The sequence below is a fragment of the Rouxiella aceris genome (assembly GCF_012933545.1).
Classification (GTDB): domain Bacteria; phylum Pseudomonadota; class Gammaproteobacteria; order Enterobacterales; family Enterobacteriaceae; genus Rouxiella; species Rouxiella aceris.
Window position 1 is genome coordinate 68823 of the sequence record NZ_JAADJU010000012.1, and the last position, 20612, is coordinate 89434.

A 20612-nucleotide genomic window follows, 5' to 3' on the forward strand; every position below is an offset into this window, starting at 1 on the left:
CTAACGACCGCCTCGATTTAGTGGCAAATTTTACCTTTTTGCCACTTATCTTCCCACTGCATCACCACACTCAGTGACGCCGGCAGGACGGTCAGCGTAATCAGGGTAGCGATAATCAATCCACCGATAATGGCAAAAGCCATGGGTCCCCAGAACACCTGCTCGGCAATGGGGATCATACCGAGAATGGCGGCACAGGCGGTCAACAGGATCGGCCTTGAACGGTGTCTGGCCGCGGCAATGATTGCCGCTTCTCGGTCCATACCCGCCACAGTATTGTTATCCACTTCGCTGATAAGGATCACCGCGTTGCGAATAATCATCCCCGATAAGGCAATCACCCCGAGCAGCGCGACAAAGCCCATTGGCGTACCGGTAGGCAGCATGGCCAGCACAATACCAATCAACCCAAAAGGTGCCATCAGCAACGCCAATAACATGCGTGAGATACGCTTTAGCTGAACCATTAACAGGATCAACATCACAAACAGGGTGACCGGCAACACGGAATAGACAGAGCTATTGCCTTTATCCGACTCCGCTACCGCGCCCCCCTCCTCGATGCTGTAGCCCGGCGGCAGAGAAGCACTGAGATGTGAGAGTAACGGCGAAAGTTGTTGCGATACCGCCTCGGCCCCCAATCCTGGAGCCAAATCCAGCTGTACGGTAATAAAAGGCAGCCGCTGGCGGCGCCAGACAATGGGATCGTCAATGCCCCATACCGGCGTGGCAACCTGGCTCAGCGGGATCTTGTCACCGTTGGCAGTAGTGACGCGCAGACTCGACAGCGTCGCCATATCCAGTCGCTCCCGGTCATTTGCCCGCAGCACCACGTCAATCAATCGGTTACGATCTCTCAGCGTAGTGATGGTTCGTCCCGACCAGACCGCATTAAGCAGATCCGCCAGCGTTTCGGAAGAGACGCCTACCGCCCGCGCGGCGGTCTGATTGACAGCCAGAGTGATGCTTCGCTCGGGTTCACCGGCGGTCAGGTTAACCTCACGACTTAGCGGATTGTTGCCAATTTCCGCGGCAAGCTGTCGGGCTATCGCCTGTACCTTACTGTAATCAGGGCCGCTGACACGATATTTGATCGGCCAGCCCACCGGCGGCCCCAGTTCCAAAGGCGAGACCCGGGTCGTGATATCGTTAAAATCACGGGCCAGCAGAGTTAAAAGTTGACCGCGCAGCTGGTCTCGAGCCTGGAGATCCTTGGCTACCACCACCAGTTGCGCGGTATTCTCATTAGCCAGCAACACATCCATCGGTAAATAAAAACGAACTGCGCCGGAGCCGACATAGCTGGAGAAATGCGCGACATTAGGGTTGGCTTTTAGCACCTCTTCCAGCCGCTCGGTTTGCCTTTCGGTTTCGCTCTGCGAGGCATTGGCCGGTAACGTCAGGCTGACCAACAGCTCCGGGCGATCAGAGGCCGGGAAGAATCCCCCCTGCATAAAAGTGGTGGCATAGGCGGCCAGGGCCAATAACCCCAGCGCACAGCTCAGGGTCAAGGCTCTGTGGCTCAGTACCGCGTTGAGCAGATAGAGATAGGCCGACATCATCTTCGCGGGCTTATCCTTGTGGATTTTTACTCGATCCGGCAGCAGCCAGGTCCCGATTAGCGGAGAGAACAGAATGGCCACCAGCCAGGAACATAACAGTGAAATAAGCACCACCGCAAAAAGGGAGAAACAATATTCCCCGGCGCTGGAAGCAGCAAAGCCGACCGGAATAAAGCCGGCAATCATCACCAGCGTGCCGGTAAGCATTGGAAAGGCAGTGGTTTCAAAGGCATAACTGGCCGCCCGCCAGCGTGAGTCTCCCGCTTCCAGGCGGGAAACCATCGCCTCGACGGTGATCATCGCATCATCTACCAGCAAGCCAAGAGCAATAATCAACGCGCCCAGTGAAATACGCTGCAGACCAATACCGGCAAACATCATGCCTATAAAGGTCATGGCCAACACCAATGGAATCGCGGCAGCAACCACCAGCCCCGCGCGCATTCCCAGCGACACAAAAGAAACCGCCAATACAATGACAATCGCTTCAATTAATACCCTGACAAAACCGCTGACCGCTTGCGAAACCACCGCCGACTGGTCCGCCACTTTTACCAGTTCTATTCCCTGGGGAAGTCGACTGCGGATGTCATCCATGCGCCCATTCAGCGCCTGGCCAAAAGTCAGCATATTGCCGGTGGCCGCCATAGAAACGGCAAGCCCGATGGCGGGTTGTCCGTTAACGCGAAAGGCAGGAGCCGGTGGTTGTGCGTTTTGGCGGCTGATGGTCGCAATATCGGTCAAAGGAATATAGCGGTTGGCAATATGTAAGGTGATCGCCCGCAGACTTTGTTCCGACGCCAGAGCGCCGCTAACGCGTAACGAGATATTTTCGCGGTCGCTGCGTAATACGCCTGCCGGTACCACGACATTCTGCGATTTTATCGCGTCGCCCACCTGCTGCAAATCAAGGCCCATCACCGCCAACTGACGCGGAGAAAAACTGATCACCATCTGCTGTTCCTGCACGCCCAGCACATTGATTTTGCCAATATCTGGCAGCGATATCAGGCTGCGGCTTATCTCATCAACCCGATCGCGTAATTCACGGGGAGTAAAGCCTTCGGCGGTAAAACCATAAATCGTGCCGAAGGTATCATCAAATTCATCATTGACTGATGGCCCCTGAACCCCCTCAGGCAGCGAGGCGGTAATATCCTGCATTTTTTTACGTACCTGGTACCAGATATTGGCCACGGCTGCCGGTGGGGTACTATCGCGCAAATTGACGAAAATGACTGTCTGACCGGCGCGGGTATTGCTCTCGACAAAGTCCAGGTACGGCGTCTCTTGCAGTTTTTTCTCGACAACGTCAGTAACCAGGTTGAGGGTATCCTGGACATTGGCACCCGGCCATTGCGCAGAAACCACCGCGGTCTTAATGGTAAAGGCGGGATCTTCATTACGCGGCAGGCTTTGATAGCTGACCACACCCGCCGCCATCAACAGCAGCATAAAAAAAGCGATCAGTTGTTGGTTTTTTAGTGCCCAGGCTGACAGGTTAAAGGCGGAAGAAGTCGGTTGCGGATTCATTCGCTGGCCTCGCCAAGCGTGACGCGCTCGCCCTGTCGCAGTTTACTTACCCCGGCAACCACTACGGTTTCCCCGGGTTGCAGGCCGGAGGTAATAAAAATTTCCTCGGTGCTATAACGGCCAAGGGAAACAGGGCGCAGATAGAGTTGCAGACTTTTTCTGTTAACGATAAAAATGGCCGGATTACCGCCCGCGCTGGTCAGGGCAGCGGCAGGCAGCGCGATCATACTTTGCCCTGTTTGCTGCCATGCCACCTGCACACTGGCACCCAGCGCCAGGGCGGCAAGCGGTTTATCGAGGGTAACGCGAACGCGCCAGGTCCGCGTCTGCGCATCGGCCTGGGGGCTGATATCACGCAGATGTCCCGAGGTGCTGACAGTGGGATCGGCGAGCAGGGAAACAACAAAAGAGAGATTGGCTGCCTGCGCAAGTAGTTGCGGATCGGCGACGTCAAATACGGCATCTCGCCCGTCCCCCGCAGCCAGCGTAACGATGGACTGACCGGCACTGACCACCTGCCCCGCCGAGGCCGATACCTGGGTCACCACGCCGGAAGCAGGAGCAAGCAGACGCGACCAACCCAGCGTCTCGCGGGCGTTTTTCAGCGCATCCTCACTGCTTTGTCGCCGTGATAATGCCGCCTGCCAGTCATATTGCGCCGTATCAAGCTGGGAGCGGGCAATCGCCCCATGCGGCATAAGCAGCTTCATGCGCTTGAGGTTAAGGGAAGCTACTTGCTCGGCGGCGCGAGCACTACTCAGGTCAGCTTGCGCACTGTCAAGCTGGTTGCGGCTGGTGCTATTTTCTTGCGTGGCGAGGATTTGTCCTGTCACAACCTGGCTTCCGACATCAACTGAGCGATTCAGCAGATGCCCCTCCTGGCGAAACCCCAGCGTTACCTCATCGGCGGCACGAATTTCTCCGCTGTCGACATACTGGCGAGCGGCGGCAGGCTCAGGTGCAATCACCACGCGAACCTGGCGAGGGGGCACCAGCGGCTTGCTTTCCTTGTCACCGCAGCCGCTCAGCCCGACCGCCAGTAACATCAGCGCAATAAACCACGGCAGCAGATGTACTATTCTGCCTGGCAGGGCCAAATGTCTTACCGCGTGACGGGCATAATCAGTAAAAGTAATGGTCATGGCTCTCTTCCTGAATTGATATGACGCTATTCAATCCAGAAACTGTCCAGATCCTGATGATATTTCATCAAGAAACCATCAAGGTTGAAAATTTTTTACTGTGTCGCCGGTGGCATCTCCGGTAAGCGTACGCTGATCACCAAACCACCGTTTTCTGCCAGTGAGGCGCTGACGTTCCCGCCATGGGCTTCACAAATCGCCCGAGCGATAGAAAGGCCCAATCCACTGCCGCCGGAATGGCGCGCACGGGAGGATTCTGCCCGCGTAAAACGATCAAACATCAGCGGCAGAAAATCAGCATCGACTCCAGGCCCGCAATCACGAAAGGTAATTTCATAACCGCTGACCAGTCGCTGTAATCTGATATCCAGATTTTTGCCTATGGCGGCATAGCGCAACGCATTGTCCATCAAGATGCCAAATACCTGCCCCAGCCGAAAGGGATCGCCGAGATAGCTGCCAGTGCCTTCGGCGGTAATGGAGAGGGTCATGCCTGCTGCCGTTGCCTGCGGTTTTAGCCACGCCACCCGCTCGCGCAGCAATTCAACCAGATCCAGTTGGCTTTTACTGAGATTAAGCTGACCGGCATCGGCCAGGGAAAGCAGATGCAGTTCGTCAATCAGACGATTAAGGTGCAGAAGTTGCTTCATTACCATGGCCAACTGTTTTGGCTCAGGCTGGAATACGCCATCCAGCATGCCCTGTAACCGCCCCACCGCGGCGGTCAGTGGCGATCGTAACTCATGCGCCATCGCCACATGCGAGGCCCGCAGCTCTCGCTCGTAGCCTGCGAGTTGCTGCATCATGATATTAAAATCTTCGGTGAACTGGATAAGTTCTGCCGGGGCGTTTTTAACCGGCTCAACGCGAGTGCGAAAATCCCCTTTTGACACCGCACCGGCAGCGTCGGCAAGACGGCTAAACTGCGCCGACAGCGGGCGGGCGGCTTTTAATCCCAGCAGCACAATAAAAGGGATCATCACCACCACCAGAATGCCGACCATGATCCAGTCGGCAGAAGCAATGGAGGGATCGGAATAACGCGCGCCCCAGCCTTCATCAACAATCTGATGAAAGCGCACGAGATTGAGTTCCGGGTTGCCGTGCAAGCGTAAAAACTCCTGGCGGATACTGAGCGGCATATGATGCAGAACCCAAAGGTTTTCAATGGCAAAGCGTAACCACATGCACAGCGCGATCACCACCACGGTGCCAATAGCCAGCGCCAGAATACGCACACAAATCCAGCGCCAGAGAGACTGATAATGTAAGCGACTCATGGCTGTCTAAACCTGTATCCCACACCGCGCACGTTAACTAACACGTTGGTGATCCCCGCCGATTCGAGTTTTTTGCGTAAATTATAAACATGGGTATCCACCACCCTTTCCAGCGCTTCACTCTCCGGCAGGCAGCGTTCCAGTAGGGACTGACGAGAGAAGGGACGCGTCGGCGCGCTCATCAGTGTGGTCAGCACCGTAAATTCGGTTGGGGTTAACTCAAGATAGCGTTGTTCACCTTCCGCATCGGTAATAGCGGCGGTCATGGCTTCGGCATCTACGTCAAGATTCTGCCAGCGCAGGCTCGAGGTCTGCTTCTCTGACGATGTAACTCGTCGTAACACCGCCTGCACCCGTGCGACAACTTCACCGGGGTTATAGGGTTTGACCACATAGTCATCGGCACCATAACGCAGGGCGGCAATTTTATCGGGCATATCGGTCATTGCCGTAACCATAATCACCGGTGTCATGCTTTTACGCCGCACGGCAGCCAGCACCTCAGTGCCGCTCATTGTCGGCAGCATCACATCCAGCAAGATCAGGTCGGGTTTCCAGCTTTGCGCCATTTCCAGCCCGGACAAGCCATCACCGGTGACAAGTACTTCAAAATTTTCACGTTTTAAATAGGCATCGAGGACGTCAGCTGCATCAGCATCGTCTTCAATAATCAGGATCCGTTTGGTTCGCATAGTGGTTGCCTTGATGGTTTCTTCATAAATCCCCGACAGTTTATTGACACTGCCTCTGCATACTCGGGTTTCAGATACGGCCGCAATCCGCATCAAGGCGCTAAACGTTGGGTCCAGAGGAGTAACAATGATAACCAGAAATTTTGTCTTGCACATTACCTGTTTTGTACTAATTAGCTCAACTTGCAATGCCTTTGCCGATGATGCTCCGGCAGCGGAGGATAATGTCTCCGTCGGCCTGGCCGCGCAAAGCGCACCGCGCTATAGCGGTGCTGATCAGCACCATTGGCAAGTTGTGCCGGTTGTGCAGGCACGCAAGGGGGCTTTTTTCTTTGATTCGCTAAAAGGGCTGGGTTATGACCTGCAAAGCCAAAGCGGGTTCTATCTGGAACATACGCTGGGTTATAGCCTGGGGCGAGCGGATCGTAATTCAAACTGGCGGGACGGCGCAGACAAACTGCAAGGTATGGGCAATATTGCAGCCACAGTAAACACCGCGCTGGCGGTTGGCTGGACTCCGACGTCCTGGCTGGCTATCGAGGGCAAGGCCACTCTGCCCCTGAGTGACGGCCAGGGCGGACACTACCAAACCTCGGTGACCTTGATCCCGGTACAAAATGCAACGGATACCCTGGCATTCCAGTCTGCCGCACTCTTCGGCGATCGCCGCTATATGAATACCTTCTACGGGGTCAGCAACCGGCAAAGTGAACGTAGCGGCTATACGGCCTACCAGGCAGCCGGGGGATTCTATGGCGTAGACAATACGCTGACCTGGAGTCATCAGTTGACAAAACATTGGTCAGGCGCGCTTACTGCCGACTATATCTGGCTCGGCGATCATGCTGCTGACAGCCCTATCGTCTTTCGACGCAGCGGCGCTTCAGCCAGTGTGGCGCTACTTTATACTTTCTGAACCTGGAAAAAGGTATGCGTAAACACGGAAGGTGATCTACTGCTGATTACTGCCCAGGTAATCTACTCCCTAAATAAACAGTGAATTAGCTGACAATCGTCAAACAGCCGCCATACCCCTCTCTGTTGCCATCCTATCTGCCGGATATCACTCTTGCTCACTAATCCACCAGTAGATTTTTTTTCAGGTCTTTGGCTTGTTTTTGTTTACTAAACTAATGGTTAAGCAGATAATTGTTCGCCTCTTCATGTAGCAATGAACTGTGTGGCCTCGACGCTGTTCTGCAGCCCGAGGCCTTCTCAATTCTGCCTTGCCATCTCCTGCGCTTTGCCGCACCCGTTATCCCAAAACACTACGCGATTTACCCTTAAACCCCACCAAGAACAGCATCACTGCGCCAGCCATAATCGCGATATCGGCCACATTAAACACGCCGGTATGCCAACTGCCGAGGCTAAAATTAAGAAAGTCGACCACATAGCCGCCATAAATAATGCGATCGAGCAGGTTACTGAGGCCGCCAGAAAACACCATCGACAACGCGATTATCGTGCCAGTATCCGCGCGTTTGTTAAGTGCGGTGTAGATCACCAGGCCCAATAAAAAAATACCAACGCCGATCAACAACAGCGTATGACGCAGCGCGCTAGGCAAAGCTTCGCCCAGACTTAAAAAGGCACCGTCGTTATGAGTTAGCACCAGTTTAAGGCTGCCGCCAAAGTATTCGCGCACAACATCCATCGATAACGTTGCCTTGGCGATCGCCTTGCTGAGCTGATCAATTAATACAGATACCGCAAATACGGCGAACATCAGACTCAGTCGTTTACGTAAATTCATGAATTCCGGCCAGATAACAAAGAAATAAAGTTGCAGCAGTATAGCCAGCACCTTCGCTTGCATCCAGACAACTTATTCTCTGGCAATGGCCGGTAACAAATATCGAAGCTGGCTGACAAAACCCCGGGGTTGCTGACAATTCGCCGTCGCCGCCGCCGTTTTATTTCCCTGGCATCATGCGCTTAAGGGTATCGTCTTTGACAATATAGTGATGAAACAGTGCCGCCAGCGCATGCAGGGCGATCACATAGTAGCCCACGGATGCCAGCAGCTCATGAGTGTTTTTTATCCAGGAACGGGTCGCAGGGTCGGGGGTGACAAACTGCGGCACCTGCCAGCCAAGGAACACCAGGCTGCGACCGCCGTATTCCAGGGCTAGCACGCCTAAAATCGGCAAGGCCAGAAACAACAGATAGAGACACCAGTGCATCAGGGTTGCCAATAGCGCTTGCCATTGCGGGATAGCCGGGGTGATGGGTGGAGAGAGATAGCGATGGCGCAGTCCGATACGGATAAATACCAGCACCCAGACGGCAATGCCAAAGTTATAGTGCAACAGGCGTACCCAGGGCCTTTGATCTTCAGGAAAGTAGCCGCGTGTCAACATGGCGGCATAGGTAAGAACAATCAGTAATAGTGTCAGCCAGTGCAGGCTGATTTGCAGCAAAGAATAACGGTTTTTCATCAAATTTCCCTCAACTCCCAACGAGTTACTGTCGTGGTTATCAACAGAATGTCAGCATAGCGCTAAATTGCGATATATTTATGGAAAACACGCTTTTACAGATATAAAAAAACCGGACATTAAGTCCGGTCAGACTGCTGACAAAGTCCGTTATTAGGGAGAGTGCACCGTTGGGGTCGTAGCGGGCTTGCCCGCCGGAGCGCCCCTAGGTGTGCTATGCCCGGGTATCTCGATCATCAAGACGACTTTGTCATCAAACTCACCGGACATTAAGTCCGGTTGATTTGCTGGCATATAGCAGTCTGTTGGCTTATCAGATCTCATCCACCAGGGGTTTCTTGTCTGCCACAACACCATCACCGCTGGTTTTTTTCTGCGGGATCAGACCGTCGGCACGGAACATGGCTTTAATGCCGCGCACCGCCTGACGAATACGATCCTGGTTTTCAATCAGCGCAAAACGTACGTGGGTATCGCCATAGTCACCAAAACCAATGCCCGGCGAGACACAGACTTTGGCTTCGGCCAGCAGCCGTTTGGCAAACTCGAGGGAACCGAGGTGGGCATAAACCGACGGGATTTTGGCCCAGACGTACATCGACGCCTTGGGATTCTCGACCATCCAGCCCGCTTCATGCAGTCCGCGCACCAGCACATTGCGACGCTGGCGATACTGCTCGGCAATATCTTTCACACATTGCTGATCGCCTTCCAGCGCGGCAATAGCGGCAACCTGCAACGGCGTAAAGGTGCCGTAGTCGTGATAGCTTTTGATACGTGACAGGGCGTTGACCAGTTCCTGGTTGCCCACCATAAAGCCAATACGCCATCCGGCCATATTGTAGCTTTTTGACAGGGTAAAGAACTCGACGGCAATATCTTTTGCCCCCGGCACCTGCATAATAGACGGTGCTTTCCAGCCATCGTAGACGATATCGGCATAGGCCAGATCGTGGATCACCATCACATCATACTGCTTGGCCAGGGCCACCACCCGCTCAAAGAAATCGAGTTCAACGCACTGCGCCGTCGGGTTGGAGGGAAAACCGAGGATCATCATTTTCGGACGTGGAATGGTCTCTCTGATCGCCCTTTCCAACTCGCCAAAAAAGTCGACGCCTTCGGTCAAGGGTACAGATCGCACCTGGGCACCGGCAATCACGGCACCATAAATATGAATCGGGTAGCTCGGGTTAGGCACCAGTACGGTATCACCGTGATCCAGCGTCGCCAGCATCAGGTGTGCCAGCCCCTCTTTCGAGCCAATGGTCACAATGGCTTCGCTTTCCGGATCGATATCCACCTGGTAGCGATCGGCATACCAGCGGGAAATGGCCCGGCGCAGGCGCGGAATACCCCGTGAGGTGGAATAACCATGGGTATCTTCACGCTGGGCAACGGTGACCAGTTTTTCAACAATATGCGGCGGCGTTGGGCCGTCGGGATTACCCATACTGAAGTCAATAATATCTTCGCCGCGACGTCGCGCAGCCATTTTTAACTCAGCGGTAATGTTGAAAACGTAAGGGGGAAGACGTTCAATGCGTGTGAAACGACGTTTTGGAGCGGTAGATTCAGCCATGTTTTCCTCGAGTAACGTAAGCGCCCGGACCATCCGAGCGACGCGGGTCAATTAAGGTGCCAGCCGGGCAGCAATAACGGACCGATGAATCAACATATCTCAGCGGCTAAAATCTGTCGATAGATTACACAAATTTTTTACTTCTGCCGTTTAGTCCTTAACGTAGTCGCTACACAACAGCGCCAACAGCCAATCGTTTTGCCACTCCCCCTGCATGCGATAACTTTCACGCAGGGTGCCTTCCAGGCGAAAGCCACAACGTTCCAGCAAGCGCCGAGAAGCAATGTTGCCTTCGATAACATTGGCCTGCAAACGGTGAAAACCACAGGTGTTAAAAGCATAGTTCAGCACTTCGTGCAGCGACTCCTGGCCATAGCCTTTGCCCTGATATGCTGGCAACAGCATAAAGCCCACTTCGGCCTGCTGGTAAGGACGCCAGTCCGGGAAAAAACCTGTCAAGCCAATGGCCGCACCGGTCTCCCGTTCGGTAATTACCAGACACAGCCAAAAATCGGCATATTTATCCCATCGACCCAACCGCTGTTCAAAACGGCTGCGCACCTGCGCCGGTTTCTCGATATCACCGATATATTTCATCACCGAGGGGGTTTGATAAAGGGCTAAAAATAGCGGCCAGTCTGCACTATCGATAGATCGCAGAGTCAAGCGGGACGTTGTCAGGGTAATCATGCACCCTCTCCTGGTACCTCAATGTCATGTAAGCTGAAGTACGCCATAAAATGCGGGATTTTTACATGCGTTATCGCATGAAACAGCTTTATTGTCGTTTCATGCTGCTCTTTGTAGCCTGTACCAGCGCATTTCCTTATAATTCAGATTACGCCCATTGAGCACGATGCCCGCGCATCGTATCGAGAGTCTGTTGTGCAAAACGTATTTGATATGACCCTGGCGGTATTTGATCGCGCCGCGTTAATGTTGATCTGTCTGTTTTTCCTGACCCGTACCCATCTGTTTCGCAAATTGCTGCAAAAAGAGAACGAAGCGCATACGCCGCTGGAACTGGCGACGGTGACCGCCATATTTTCTCTGTTTGCCATTTTTGGCACGCTGTCGGGGATCAATGTTGAAGGATCGCTGATCAATGTGCGCACCATTGCCATTGTCTCCGGCGGTATCCTGTTCGGCCCCTGGGTAGGAATTGTCACTGGGCTGATATCGGGCACCCATCGCTACCTGATTGATATTCACGGCGTCACCTCAATTCCCTGTCTGATCACCAGTATTACTGCCGGATTTCTTTCCGGCTATATCAATTTAAAAGTTAAAAAAGAGATGCACTGGAAAGTCGGCATCGCTGCGGGCATGCTGTGCGAAGCGCTGACCATGATGCTGATTTTAGTGATGTCTCGCCCCTTCTCCCTGGGGCTGGATATTGTGATGAATATTTCTGCGCCGCTAATCCTCGGCGCCAGCTCGATTGGGCTGATTGTTCTGCTGGTGCAAAGCGTTGCAGACGAGAAAGAAGTGATCGCCGCGCGGCAAGCGAAACTGGCGCTGGATATCGCCAATAAAACCCTGCCCTATTTTCGCAATATCAACGCCGAATCCATGGCAACGGTATGCAATATTATCCGCGAAGATATCAATGCCGATGCGGTGGCGATAACCGACACCAAGAATATTCTGGCCTACGTCGGCACCGGTGCCGAACAATATAATATCGGTCACGAGATCATCAGCGAAACCACTAAAGATGCCATTAGCCGCGGCCGCATTACCATCAAAAATAATGATGAAATGGATCGCACCCCGCAGATCCATTCACAGATGATTATTCCGCTGTGGGAACAGGGGGTGATCACCGGCTCGCTAAAAATCTACTACTGTCACGCCCACCGCATTACCTATTCGCTCAAAGTGATGGCGGTCGGCCTGTCGCAGATTATCTCGACGCAAATGGAAGTCTCCCGCGCCGAACAGCTGCGCGAAATGGCCAATAAAGCCGAAATGCGCGCCTTGCAGAGCAAGATCAATCCCCATTTTCTGTTTAATGCCCTTAACGCCATCTCGTCGTCCATTCGCATTAATCCCGATACCTCACGCCAGTTGATTATTAATCTGTCGCGCTACCTGCGCTATAACCTGGAACTGAACGATGAAATGATCGATCTGCGCAAAGAGCTGCACCAGGTGCAGGATTATATCGCCATTGAGCAGGCGCGCTTTGGCAGCAAGTTGACGGTAATCTACGATATTGATGATGATATCTCGGTATCGATCCCCAGCCTGCTGATCCAGCCACTGGTTGAAAATGCTATTGTCCACGGTATCCAACCCTGTAGCGGTAAAGGAGTGGTAGTCATCTCGGTCAAACATGTGGGTAAGCAAATTAAAGTATCGGTAAAAGATACCGGACGAGGTATTGTGCAGGACGTTATCGATCGGGTAGCCAATAACGAGATGCCGGGGAATAAAATCGGTCTGCTGAACGTCCATCATCGCGTCAGCCTGCTGTATGGACAGGGGTTACAGATCCGCCGCCTGGAGCCCGGCACGGAAATTTCATTTATGATCGATCAGGGGAAAGCGGCCACCGAGAGCAAAATAGCCTGAGAGGGTTTGCTGCTATCCTCACCAACCTGCCCGCCGTTATGACGACGGGTAGACATTGTCCAGCCTGCGCTGGGCCATCTTGCAAGGGAAAACATCATTGAAAGCCATTATTGTAGAGGATGAGTTCCTGGCTCAGGAAGAGCTCAGCTATCTGATTAGCACCCATAGCAGCATCGATATCGTTGCTAAATTTGATGATGGATTGGCGGTACTAAAATACCTGCAAAGCAACCAGGTCGACGCCATTTTTCTCGATATCAATATTCCCTCTCTCGACGGCGTATTGCTGGCGCAAAACATCAGTAAATTCAGCCATAAGCCTTATATTATTTTTATTACTGCCTATAAGGAGCATGCGGCTGAAGCTTTTGAGATCGAGGCCTTTGATTATATTCTCAAGCCTTATCACGAGTCGCGCATCGTAACCATGCTGCAAAAGCTGGAGGCGCATTTCAAACGGGATAAGCAGGCAGAAGTCCCGGCGGTTGCCGGAACAACAGGCAATAATCGGGTCAGCCACAGCATTAATCTGATGAAAGATGAGCGCATTATCGTTACTGATATCAACGATATTTATTATGCCGCCGCGCAGGAAAAAGTAACCCAGGTCTACACCCGTCGGGAGGAGTTCACCATGCCGATGAATATTTCCGAACTCTGTAATCGACTGCCGGAAGAGTATTTCTTCCGCTGTCACCGCTCATATTGTGTGAATTTATCCAAGATCCGCGAAATCGTGCCCTGGTTTAATAACACCTATATTCTGCGCTTAAGCGATCTGGATTTTGAGGTGCCGGTCAGTCGTAGCAAGGTAAAGGAATTCCGGCAATTGATGAGGCTATAATCCGTGCCGCCTTCTTATGATAAAGAAGGCGGCGAGATCATCAGATGATCATACCGATTGACTGACGCAAATAAGCGCCGGCCCCCAGTAATCCCGGTTGATCGTGGGTGATCAGATAGACCGGGATATCCCGCAGGTAATCTTTAAAACGGCCTTTATCTTCAAAGGCTGCGCGGAAACCCGAGGCCTTAAAGAACTCCAGGAAACGCGGCACAATGCCACCAGCAATATAAACCCCACCGAAGGTGCCCATATTCAGCGCCAGGTTGCCGCCAAAACGCCCCATAATCACGCAAAACAGCGACAGCGCGCGACGGCAGTCAAGATTGTCTTCCAATGCCAGTCTGGTCACGTCTTTTGGAGCATAATTCTCAGGCTGACGTTGGTCGGTTTTAACAATCGCCCGATAGAGATTCACCAGCCCCGGACCTGATAAAATACGTTCGGCAGAGACATGGCCAATTTCGGTGCGCAGTTGCTCGAGAATACTGTCTTCTTCTTCGCTATTGGGTGCAAAGTCAACGTGTCCGCCTTCACCCGGCAGACTCAGCCAGCGCTGGTCGGCATGGATCAGGTGGGCAACACCAAGACCGGTACCGGCACCGTAAATCACCGCCGGTTTTCCTTCGAGGGGGCTTTTGCCGCCAAACTGCAGCAAGTCGCTCGGTTTCAGCATTGGGATCGCCATAGAAACGGCGGTAAAGTCATTGATGACTTCCAGATGTTGCAGTCCGAGGTTTTTCTTCATCTCGGCAATAGAAAATGCCCAGGTATGATTGGTCATCGCTACCCAGTCACCGGTAATGGGACAGGCAATAGCAATGCAGGCATCTTCAACGTCCTGATGCTGCGACTCCAGATACTGGCGAACTACCGCTTCCAGACTGTCGAAGTCCAGCCCCGAAAAAGTCTGAGCCTGAGAGATCTCACCGCTGTCGAGAGCACAAAGCGCCAGACGGCAATTGGTGCCGCCGACATCGCCCACCAGGGAGTATTTGGTCATGTTGGTCTCCGCAAAAATTAAATAGCTTGCCCTGCCTTCGGCGAGCATTCGGTAACGACTATTAGCCTGTTGTGACATGCTCGCTGGCAGAAGGGAAAAACTCGGCCGGCAGCACGCTATTATCCCACGCCCGATCGCCATAGCGATGCCCATGCGGCCGTTACTTGAAACAGGCGAGGAATAAGCATTAGTGTGGGCAAAATAGCGGTAATTGACCTATGCTGCAACGCCGATTTAGCCTATTGGTGATATATGTAGCGGCGGCGAGCAAAATAACTCGCTAATATCGCAAACTGCAACGACGCGGCCAGGTGGTAATGGCCAAAGTCACAATCCGGGTATTCTCTCGAGACCAGGATTTTTTTTAGTCATCGACAGCGTAAATGCTGATGGGATAAAAACAGCACAATAAGGGAATTCTTGCATGCTACATCCTCGTGCAAAAACCATGTTGACCTTCGGCATTCCGGCACTGGTGATCGGCTGTGGCTGCAGTATTATTTTGGTCGCCGTGATGCGCTTCGCCCAGGCGCTGCAGATATTACTCTGGCAAAAGATCCCCAACGTTTTAAGTATCAACACGCAATCTGCGGGCTGGACGCTGTTTATGCTGACCCTGACCGGTATCGCGGTGGGTGCGTTGATCCGCAATATGCCGGGACACGCCGGTCCCGATCCGGCCAGCGAATCGCTGATTGGCATGCCGGTCCCGCCGGTGGCCCTGCCCGGCTTGCTGCTGGCATTAGTTATCGGATTGGCCGGTGGCGTCAGCCTCGGGCCGGAAAACCCGATCACCGCCATTAATATCGCCGTGGCGGTGGCCGCTGGCGCGCGTCTTCTGCCGCGTGTCCCGGCCGTAGACTGGATTATTCTCGCCGCCGCCGGCACCTTGGGTGCGCTGTTTGGCGCGCCGGTAGCAGCAGCGCTGATCTTTTCGCAAACCCTGAATAGCAGCAATGATCTGCCGCTGTGGGATCGGCTGTTTCCGCCATTGCTGGCCGCTGCTGCGGGTGCAATGACCAGTAATCTGTTCTTTGAGCCGGATTTCTCGCTTAATCTTGCCCCTTATAGCGCGCCCCATCTGGTGGATATTCTCAGCGGCTCGCTGGTGACCCTAATGGCGATTGCCCTGGGGATGCTGGCCGTCTGGTGTTTTCCTCATCTGCATCACCTGTTTCATCGCCTGCGTAATCCGATCATCATGCTAGGGATTGGTGGCTTTGTTCTTGGTCTGTTGGCGCTGATCGGCGGGCAGATCACCCTGTTTCGCGGCTTTGATGAAATGAAGCTGCTGGCGCAAAGCAGTGACAGCCTGTCACTGGGACAATTACTGGCTATCACCATCAGCAAGCTGGCGGCACTGGTCGTGGCAGCAGCCTGCGGTTTTCGCGGCGGGAGGATCTTTCCTGCGCTATTTGTTGGCGTTTCGCTGGGCCTGATGTTGCACAATCATGTGGACTCGGTGCCGGCGGCAATTACCGTATCCTGTGCGGTGATGGGGTTGGTGCTGGTGGTCACTCGGGATGGCTGGTTAAGCCTGTTTCTGGCGCTGGCGGTGGTGCCTGATATCAAACTGTTGCCGGTATTGTGCATTGTGATGTTGCCTGCCTGGATGATCCTGGCAGGCAAACCGCTGATGCTGGTGGCCCGCAACGGCAAAACCCGCGAGAGTGATATAAAATAGCTAACGGACTGTTTTTTAGCCGAGGGCGAATTCAGCCGCTGTCTGGGCATGGATAACGGTGGTATCAAACACCGGCACACTGGCATCCGCGGCCCCCACCAGCAAGGTGATCTCGGTGCAGCCAAGAATAATCCCTTGTGCTCCTTGCTGTTCCAGCTTGCCAATAATGCGGCGATACGCCTCGCGAGAAGCGGCAACCACGTTGCCCAGGCACAACTCCTGATAAATAATATCGTGGATGATGGCCCGATCGGCAGCATCCGGCGTAATAACCTCAATGCCCTGCGCCTGCAGACGACCGCGATAAAATTGCTGCTCCATGGTAAAACGGGTGCCCAACAATCCCACGCGGCCTATCTGCTGCGCGCGGATCGCCTGGGCGGTAGCATCGGCGATATGCAGTAACGGCAATCCACCAATCCGCTCAATGATATCGGCCACTTTATGCATGGTATTGGTACAGAGCACAATCCTCTCCGCCCCGGCTTTATTCAGCGCCAGCGCCGCCTCGCCAAGGATCTGCCCGGCTTTTTCCCAGTCACCTTGCATTTGCAGTTGTTCTATTTCAAAAAAATCAACGCTGTAAAGTACCAGTTTCGCCGAGTGTAGGCCTCCCAGCTGCTGTTTGACTGTTTCATTAATCAGCCGGTAATAAGGCACTGTCGATTCCCAACTCATGCCGCCAATCAATCCCAGGGTTCTCATCTGTTTATCCTTATGCCTGCGGGTCAAACCAACATAACCGAGCACTCCGTCGTTGACAAGGCGCCGCAGCGGCCTGTCAGCGACGGCTCAGCCAACGTTGACGCAAACTGTCGTAGAGCCAGTTATAAAGCATGGTGTAAGGCAAAAAAAACAAAAAGAAACCGATCTCGAGCAGAAAGGCATCGAGCAAACTAATCTGCAGCCAACCTGCGGCTATTGGCAAACCAAAGAGAATAAAACCGCCTTCAAAACCCAGAGCATGGCCAATACGCAACGGCCAGCTTCTGGGCACGCGCTGCATGGGCCAAAAAAAGTCAAAAATGCTGTTATAAACCACATTCCACACCATTGCCGTGGTGGACAGCAGCACCGCCAGTACCCCCATGGCAAACACCGGTTTATCCAGCAGCCAGGCGGCAGTGGGAGCACAGATGACCAACGCCAAGGCTTCAAAACTGACGGCATGAAAAATACGTTCAGGCAAATGTCTTTTCGCCTGCAAGTTGGCTTGATTCGCCTTGACCTGGCTGATGGCCAAGGATTTATTTAATACTGACATACCGTTCTACCTTTAGTTTTTACGTGGTGAAAGCGCTGTTCAATGCCGCCATTCTCATCGAAAATAAAGATAGTTAAAAGATAGAAAGTATCGATAAAATAGATGGACAACACCTAACAGGAGACCCGCATGCTTTACTCCCCCGAAGCTCTGCTAGCCTTTGTGGAAACGGCCGCCAGCGGCTCCTTCTCCGCCGCTGCACGTAAACTGCACAAAAGTCAGTCAACCGTCAGCACCGCCGTGGCCAATCTTGAGGTGGATCTGGGGATCACCCTGTTTAACCGTGATGGCAGGCAACCAATTTTGACCCCGCAAGGCCGGCGAGTGTTAAGTCATGTCCAGGCGATCCTGGCAGCCAGTGAGAAACTGGATGAACTGGCGGTACGGTTGTCGACGCAAAGTGAACCCCGCCTGACCTTCGTGTTGTCAGATACTTATCAACCAACCCATTACGAAAGCTTATTGCGGCGCTTTGAGCAGCGCTATGCGGATATCGAGTTTGAATGCCTGATCGCCGAAGACCAGGACGTGCTCGATCTGATCCACGGCGGACGGGCACATATCGGCTTGCTGGCCGTGCAGGCAAGCTATCCACCCGATATCGCTTACTCACGCTTGCCCGATCGCACGGAAATGGCCATTTTTGTTGCCAAAAACCATCCCTTGGCCACTATGCCCGAGCTCACTCAGCAGGATTTAACCCTCTATCGCCAGCTTTACCTGCAAACCTACGGTCGACAGACCCCGCCCAACACCCAGGGGCAGACCTGGTCGGCCCCCAGTTATCTGATGCTGTTGGAAATGGCCGAACAGGGGTTTGGCTGGGCGATTTTGCCACGCTGGCTGGTGGCGCAATTTGGTCATCAACTGCTGGTGCCACTTGGCGTCAATGGTTGGCCGAAAATGATCGCCATTGATGCCGTCTGGTCAAAGCTCAATCCGCCTGGTCCGGCAGGACGCTGGTTTATTGATAACCTGCTTGATCCGCAACCGGTATAGCTAGCGCGCTCAGCAAATTGTAACGGCTGTGATCGACACAACGGCAAAGTGGCGTGAAAGCGCATACACTTGATAACGATTTTTATGATATTCGCTCATAAAGGATGCCTATGCTTTATCAAGCCAACCCAGCACGTTATAAAAACATGCTCTATCGCCGTTGTGGTCATAGCGGTCTGAAACTTCCGGCCATTTCTCTTGGTCTTTGGCATAACTTTGGTGACACCACCCGCTTTGAAACCGGCCGTGAACTGGTGCGTCATGCCTTCGATCTGGGGATCACCCATTTTGATTTAGCCAATAACTACGGGCCGCCTCCAGGCTCGGCAGAAGAACATTTTGGCCGTATCCTGCGTGAAGATCTGTTGCCATGGCGTGATGAGCTGATTATTTCCTCCAAGGCTGGCTATACCATGTGGGAAGGTCCCTATGGTGACTGGGGATCTAAAAAATATCTGGTAGCCAGCCTGAATCAGAGCCTTAAGCGTCTGGGGCTGGACTATGTGGATATTTTTTATCATCACCGCCCCGATCCCAATACGCCGCTGGAAGAGACCATGGCCGCTCTGGATTTGATCGTGCGTCAAGGTAAGGCGTTGTATATCGGTCTGTCCAACTATCCGGCCGAACTGGCCCAGCGCGCCTTTAATATCCTCAATAAACTCGGCACTCCGTGTTTAATCCACCAACCGAAATACTCAATGTTTGAACGCTGGGTGGAGGGTGGCTTGCTGGATACCCTGCAACAAAACGGCGTCGGGTCGATCGCCTTCTCTCCCCTGGCCGGTGGCGTATTAACCGACCGTTATCTGGCTGGCATCCCCGAGGATTCACGCGCCGCCAGCGGCAGCGTTTTTCTTAAACCTGAACAGCTCACCGTAGAAAAACTGGATAAAGTGCGTCAACTAAACGCCATTGCCCAGGCGCGAGGGCAGAAACTGTCGCAGATGGCGCTGGCCTGGGTACTGCGCGGCGATCGAGTGACCTCGGTGTTAATTGGTGCCAGTAAAACCAGCCAAATTGATGATGCGGTTATTAGTCTTGGCAATTTGCAATTAAGTGAACAGGAAATCAGTGATATTGAAAAAATACTGATGTAACCGTTTACGTCAAATTGGTAAATTTTGTTCACAAAGCTATCAGGGACTTACTGTAAGTAAACCGTTAAACTGGGTAAAACAATCAAAACAGGATTGCGGGCAATAGATTACCCGCAATCCCGGCCTTATAACTGTCATCAATAAATACAAATACACCCAATAAATCTCAAGCGGCAACGAGCAAACCAGCGCCAGTGCCCTTGAATGATGACGGGCCAGGGTTGAATGGAGAAACACAATGAAATCATTACCCGTAACGAAAATTGCTCTCGGTGCCCTGCTATTCGGCCTGTTACCTGCATCTATCCCCGCCCATGCAGACGGTATCAGCATCAGTATGCCTGGCTTATCAATCAGCATTGGCTCACGGGATGAACGTGGCTATTACTGGGACGGTTACGACTGGCGTTCCCCGGACTGGTGGCAAAACCGCGACAACTATTATGGCTACCGCAATGAGCGTGGTTATTACTGGGATGGTCGTGGCTGGCGTGACCAGGGTTGGTGGAATGAGCATCGTGACCATCGTCGCGAAGGACCTCACCCTCAGCCACATTTTGAAGGTGGACGTGGCGGACCTGATTACGGTCATGGTCCAGACCGTGGTCACGATAATCATGGACAGGGCGATAACCGTGGGCAAGGTGGCCATGAGAACCATGGACAGGGTGAGAACCATGGACAAGGTGGCCAGGGTGGTCATGGACAAGGCGATAACCGTGGACAGGGTGGCCAGGGTGGTGGTCACGGACAGGGCGGTCAGGAAAGAGTGATACCACCGGGTGGCCCTGGCGGTAATAATCATTAATCAGCAGTAAAAATACGCCCGATATCTCCTGTCGGGCGTCATTAACCCGCAAGATATTTCCTCATCTGCCTGATATCGCATTGTTTCAACAATGACCTACG

General features: G+C 53.2%; 18 protein-coding genes. 7 read left to right on the forward strand and 11 right to left on the reverse strand.

What is annotated here, in order from left to right; all coding sequences use genetic code 11:
• Positions 1 to 17: 17 nt before the first annotated feature.
• From GW590_RS20080 to GW590_RS20095, 4 genes are all read right to left on the reverse strand, one after another.
• Positions 18 to 3095 (reverse strand): efflux RND transporter permease subunit, encoded by a 3078-nt coding sequence (locus GW590_RS20080; protein ID WP_169404857.1) that lies wholly within the window; start codon positions 3093 to 3095, stop codon positions 18 to 20.
• Positions 3092 to 4237 (reverse strand): efflux RND transporter periplasmic adaptor subunit, encoded by a 1146-nt coding sequence (locus GW590_RS20085; RefSeq protein ID WP_169404858.1) that lies wholly within the window; start codon positions 4235 to 4237, stop codon positions 3092 to 3094. Before GW590_RS20085 ends, GW590_RS20080 begins: the two co-directional genes overlap by 4 nt.
• 95 nt (positions 4238 to 4332) lie before the next feature.
• Positions 4333 to 5517 (reverse strand): sensor histidine kinase, encoded by a 1185-nt coding sequence (locus tag GW590_RS20090; RefSeq protein WP_169404859.1) that lies wholly within the window; start codon positions 5515 to 5517, stop codon positions 4333 to 4335.
• Positions 5514 to 6209: a response regulator gene (locus tag GW590_RS20095; protein WP_169404860.1), complete on the reverse strand. Its 696-nt coding sequence runs from the start codon at positions 6207 to 6209 to the stop codon at positions 5514 to 5516. The genes GW590_RS20090 and GW590_RS20095 overlap by 4 nt, the downstream gene beginning before the upstream one ends.
• Positions 6210 to 6336: 127 nt before the next feature.
• On the opposite strand from GW590_RS20095, the gene GW590_RS20100 reads away from it, so the two are divergent.
• Complete coding sequence (locus GW590_RS20100) at positions 6337 to 7125, forward strand: MipA/OmpV family protein (RefSeq protein ID WP_169404861.1); 789 nt, start codon at positions 6337 to 6339, stop codon at positions 7123 to 7125.
• Between the two features lie 339 nt (positions 7126 to 7464).
• Here the strand turns inward: GW590_RS20100 and lspA are convergent, their stop codons facing one another.
• From lspA to GW590_RS20120, 4 genes are all read right to left on the reverse strand, one after another.
• Positions 7465 to 8028, reverse strand: coding sequence for a signal peptidase II (gene lspA, locus GW590_RS20105; RefSeq protein WP_235955993.1), 564 nt, complete (start codon positions 8026 to 8028; stop codon positions 7465 to 7467).
• A gap of 97 nt (positions 8029 to 8125) precedes the next feature.
• The gene (locus tag GW590_RS20110) at positions 8126 to 8650 is read right to left on the reverse strand and encodes a cytochrome b (protein ID WP_169404862.1); all 525 of its coding nucleotides are present in this window, start codon (positions 8648 to 8650) and stop codon (positions 8126 to 8128) included.
• A 313-nt stretch (positions 8651 to 8963) separates the two neighbouring features.
• Positions 8964 to 10232, reverse strand: a complete 1269-nt coding sequence (alaC, locus tag GW590_RS20115) for an alanine transaminase (RefSeq protein WP_169404863.1) — start codon at positions 10230 to 10232, stop codon at positions 8964 to 8966.
• Between the two features lie 150 nt (positions 10233 to 10382).
• Positions 10383 to 10922, reverse strand: coding sequence for a GNAT family N-acetyltransferase (locus tag GW590_RS20120; RefSeq protein ID WP_169404864.1), 540 nt, complete (start codon positions 10920 to 10922; stop codon positions 10383 to 10385).
• 213 nt (positions 10923 to 11135) lie between these two features.
• Here GW590_RS20120 and GW590_RS20125 point away from each other — a divergent pair, with 213 nt between their 5' ends.
• A complete protein-coding gene (locus tag GW590_RS20125; protein ID WP_211186859.1) occupies positions 11136 to 12809 on the forward strand; it encodes a LytS/YhcK type 5TM receptor domain-containing protein in 1674 nt (557 codons plus the stop codon).
• A 97-nt stretch (positions 12810 to 12906) separates the two neighbouring features.
• Entirely contained in the window at positions 12907 to 13653 is a 747-nt protein-coding gene (locus GW590_RS20130) for a LytR/AlgR family response regulator transcription factor (protein WP_169404866.1), read from the forward strand.
• 40 nt (positions 13654 to 13693) lie between these two features.
• Here the strand turns inward: GW590_RS20130 and glk are convergent, their stop codons facing one another.
• Positions 13694 to 14656: a glucokinase gene (gene glk / locus GW590_RS20135; RefSeq protein ID WP_169404867.1), complete on the reverse strand. Its 963-nt coding sequence runs from the start codon at positions 14654 to 14656 to the stop codon at positions 13694 to 13696.
• A 424-nt stretch (positions 14657 to 15080) separates the two neighbouring features.
• Here glk and GW590_RS20140 point away from each other — a divergent pair, with 424 nt between their 5' ends.
• On the forward strand, positions 15081 to 16340 hold the full coding sequence (locus GW590_RS20140) for an ion channel protein (RefSeq protein ID WP_169404868.1): 1260 nt from the start codon (positions 15081 to 15083) through the stop codon (positions 16338 to 16340).
• A 15-nt stretch (positions 16341 to 16355) separates the two neighbouring features.
• Here the strand turns inward: GW590_RS20140 and GW590_RS20145 are convergent, their stop codons facing one another.
• Together GW590_RS20145 and GW590_RS20150 are read right to left on the reverse strand one after the other, a co-directional pair.
• A complete protein-coding gene (locus tag GW590_RS20145) occupies positions 16356 to 17045 on the reverse strand; it encodes an aspartate/glutamate racemase family protein (RefSeq protein WP_169404869.1) in 690 nt (229 codons plus the stop codon).
• 76 nt (positions 17046 to 17121) lie between these two features.
• The gene (locus GW590_RS20150; protein WP_169404870.1) at positions 17122 to 17604 is read right to left on the reverse strand and encodes a multidrug/biocide efflux PACE transporter; all 483 of its coding nucleotides are present in this window, start codon (positions 17602 to 17604) and stop codon (positions 17122 to 17124) included.
• A gap of 129 nt (positions 17605 to 17733) precedes the next feature.
• Between GW590_RS20150 and GW590_RS20155 the strand changes: the two genes are divergently transcribed.
• From GW590_RS20155 to GW590_RS20165, 3 genes are all read left to right on the forward strand, one after another.
• Positions 17734 to 18603 carry a LysR family transcriptional regulator gene (locus tag GW590_RS20155; protein ID WP_169404871.1) on the forward strand — a complete coding sequence of 290 codons (870 nt, stop codon included), beginning with the start codon at positions 17734 to 17736 and terminating at the stop codon, positions 18601 to 18603.
• A 110-nt stretch (positions 18604 to 18713) separates the two neighbouring features.
• Positions 18714 to 19703 carry an L-glyceraldehyde 3-phosphate reductase gene (gene mgrA / locus GW590_RS20160; RefSeq protein WP_169404872.1) on the forward strand — a complete coding sequence of 330 codons (990 nt, stop codon included), beginning with the start codon at positions 18714 to 18716 and terminating at the stop codon, positions 19701 to 19703.
• Positions 19704 to 19941: 238 nt separating this feature from the next.
• Positions 19942 to 20511 carry a DUF2502 domain-containing protein gene (locus tag GW590_RS20165; RefSeq protein WP_169404873.1) on the forward strand — a complete coding sequence of 190 codons (570 nt, stop codon included), beginning with the start codon at positions 19942 to 19944 and terminating at the stop codon, positions 20509 to 20511.
• The last annotated feature ends 101 nt before the right edge of the window (positions 20512 to 20612 follow it).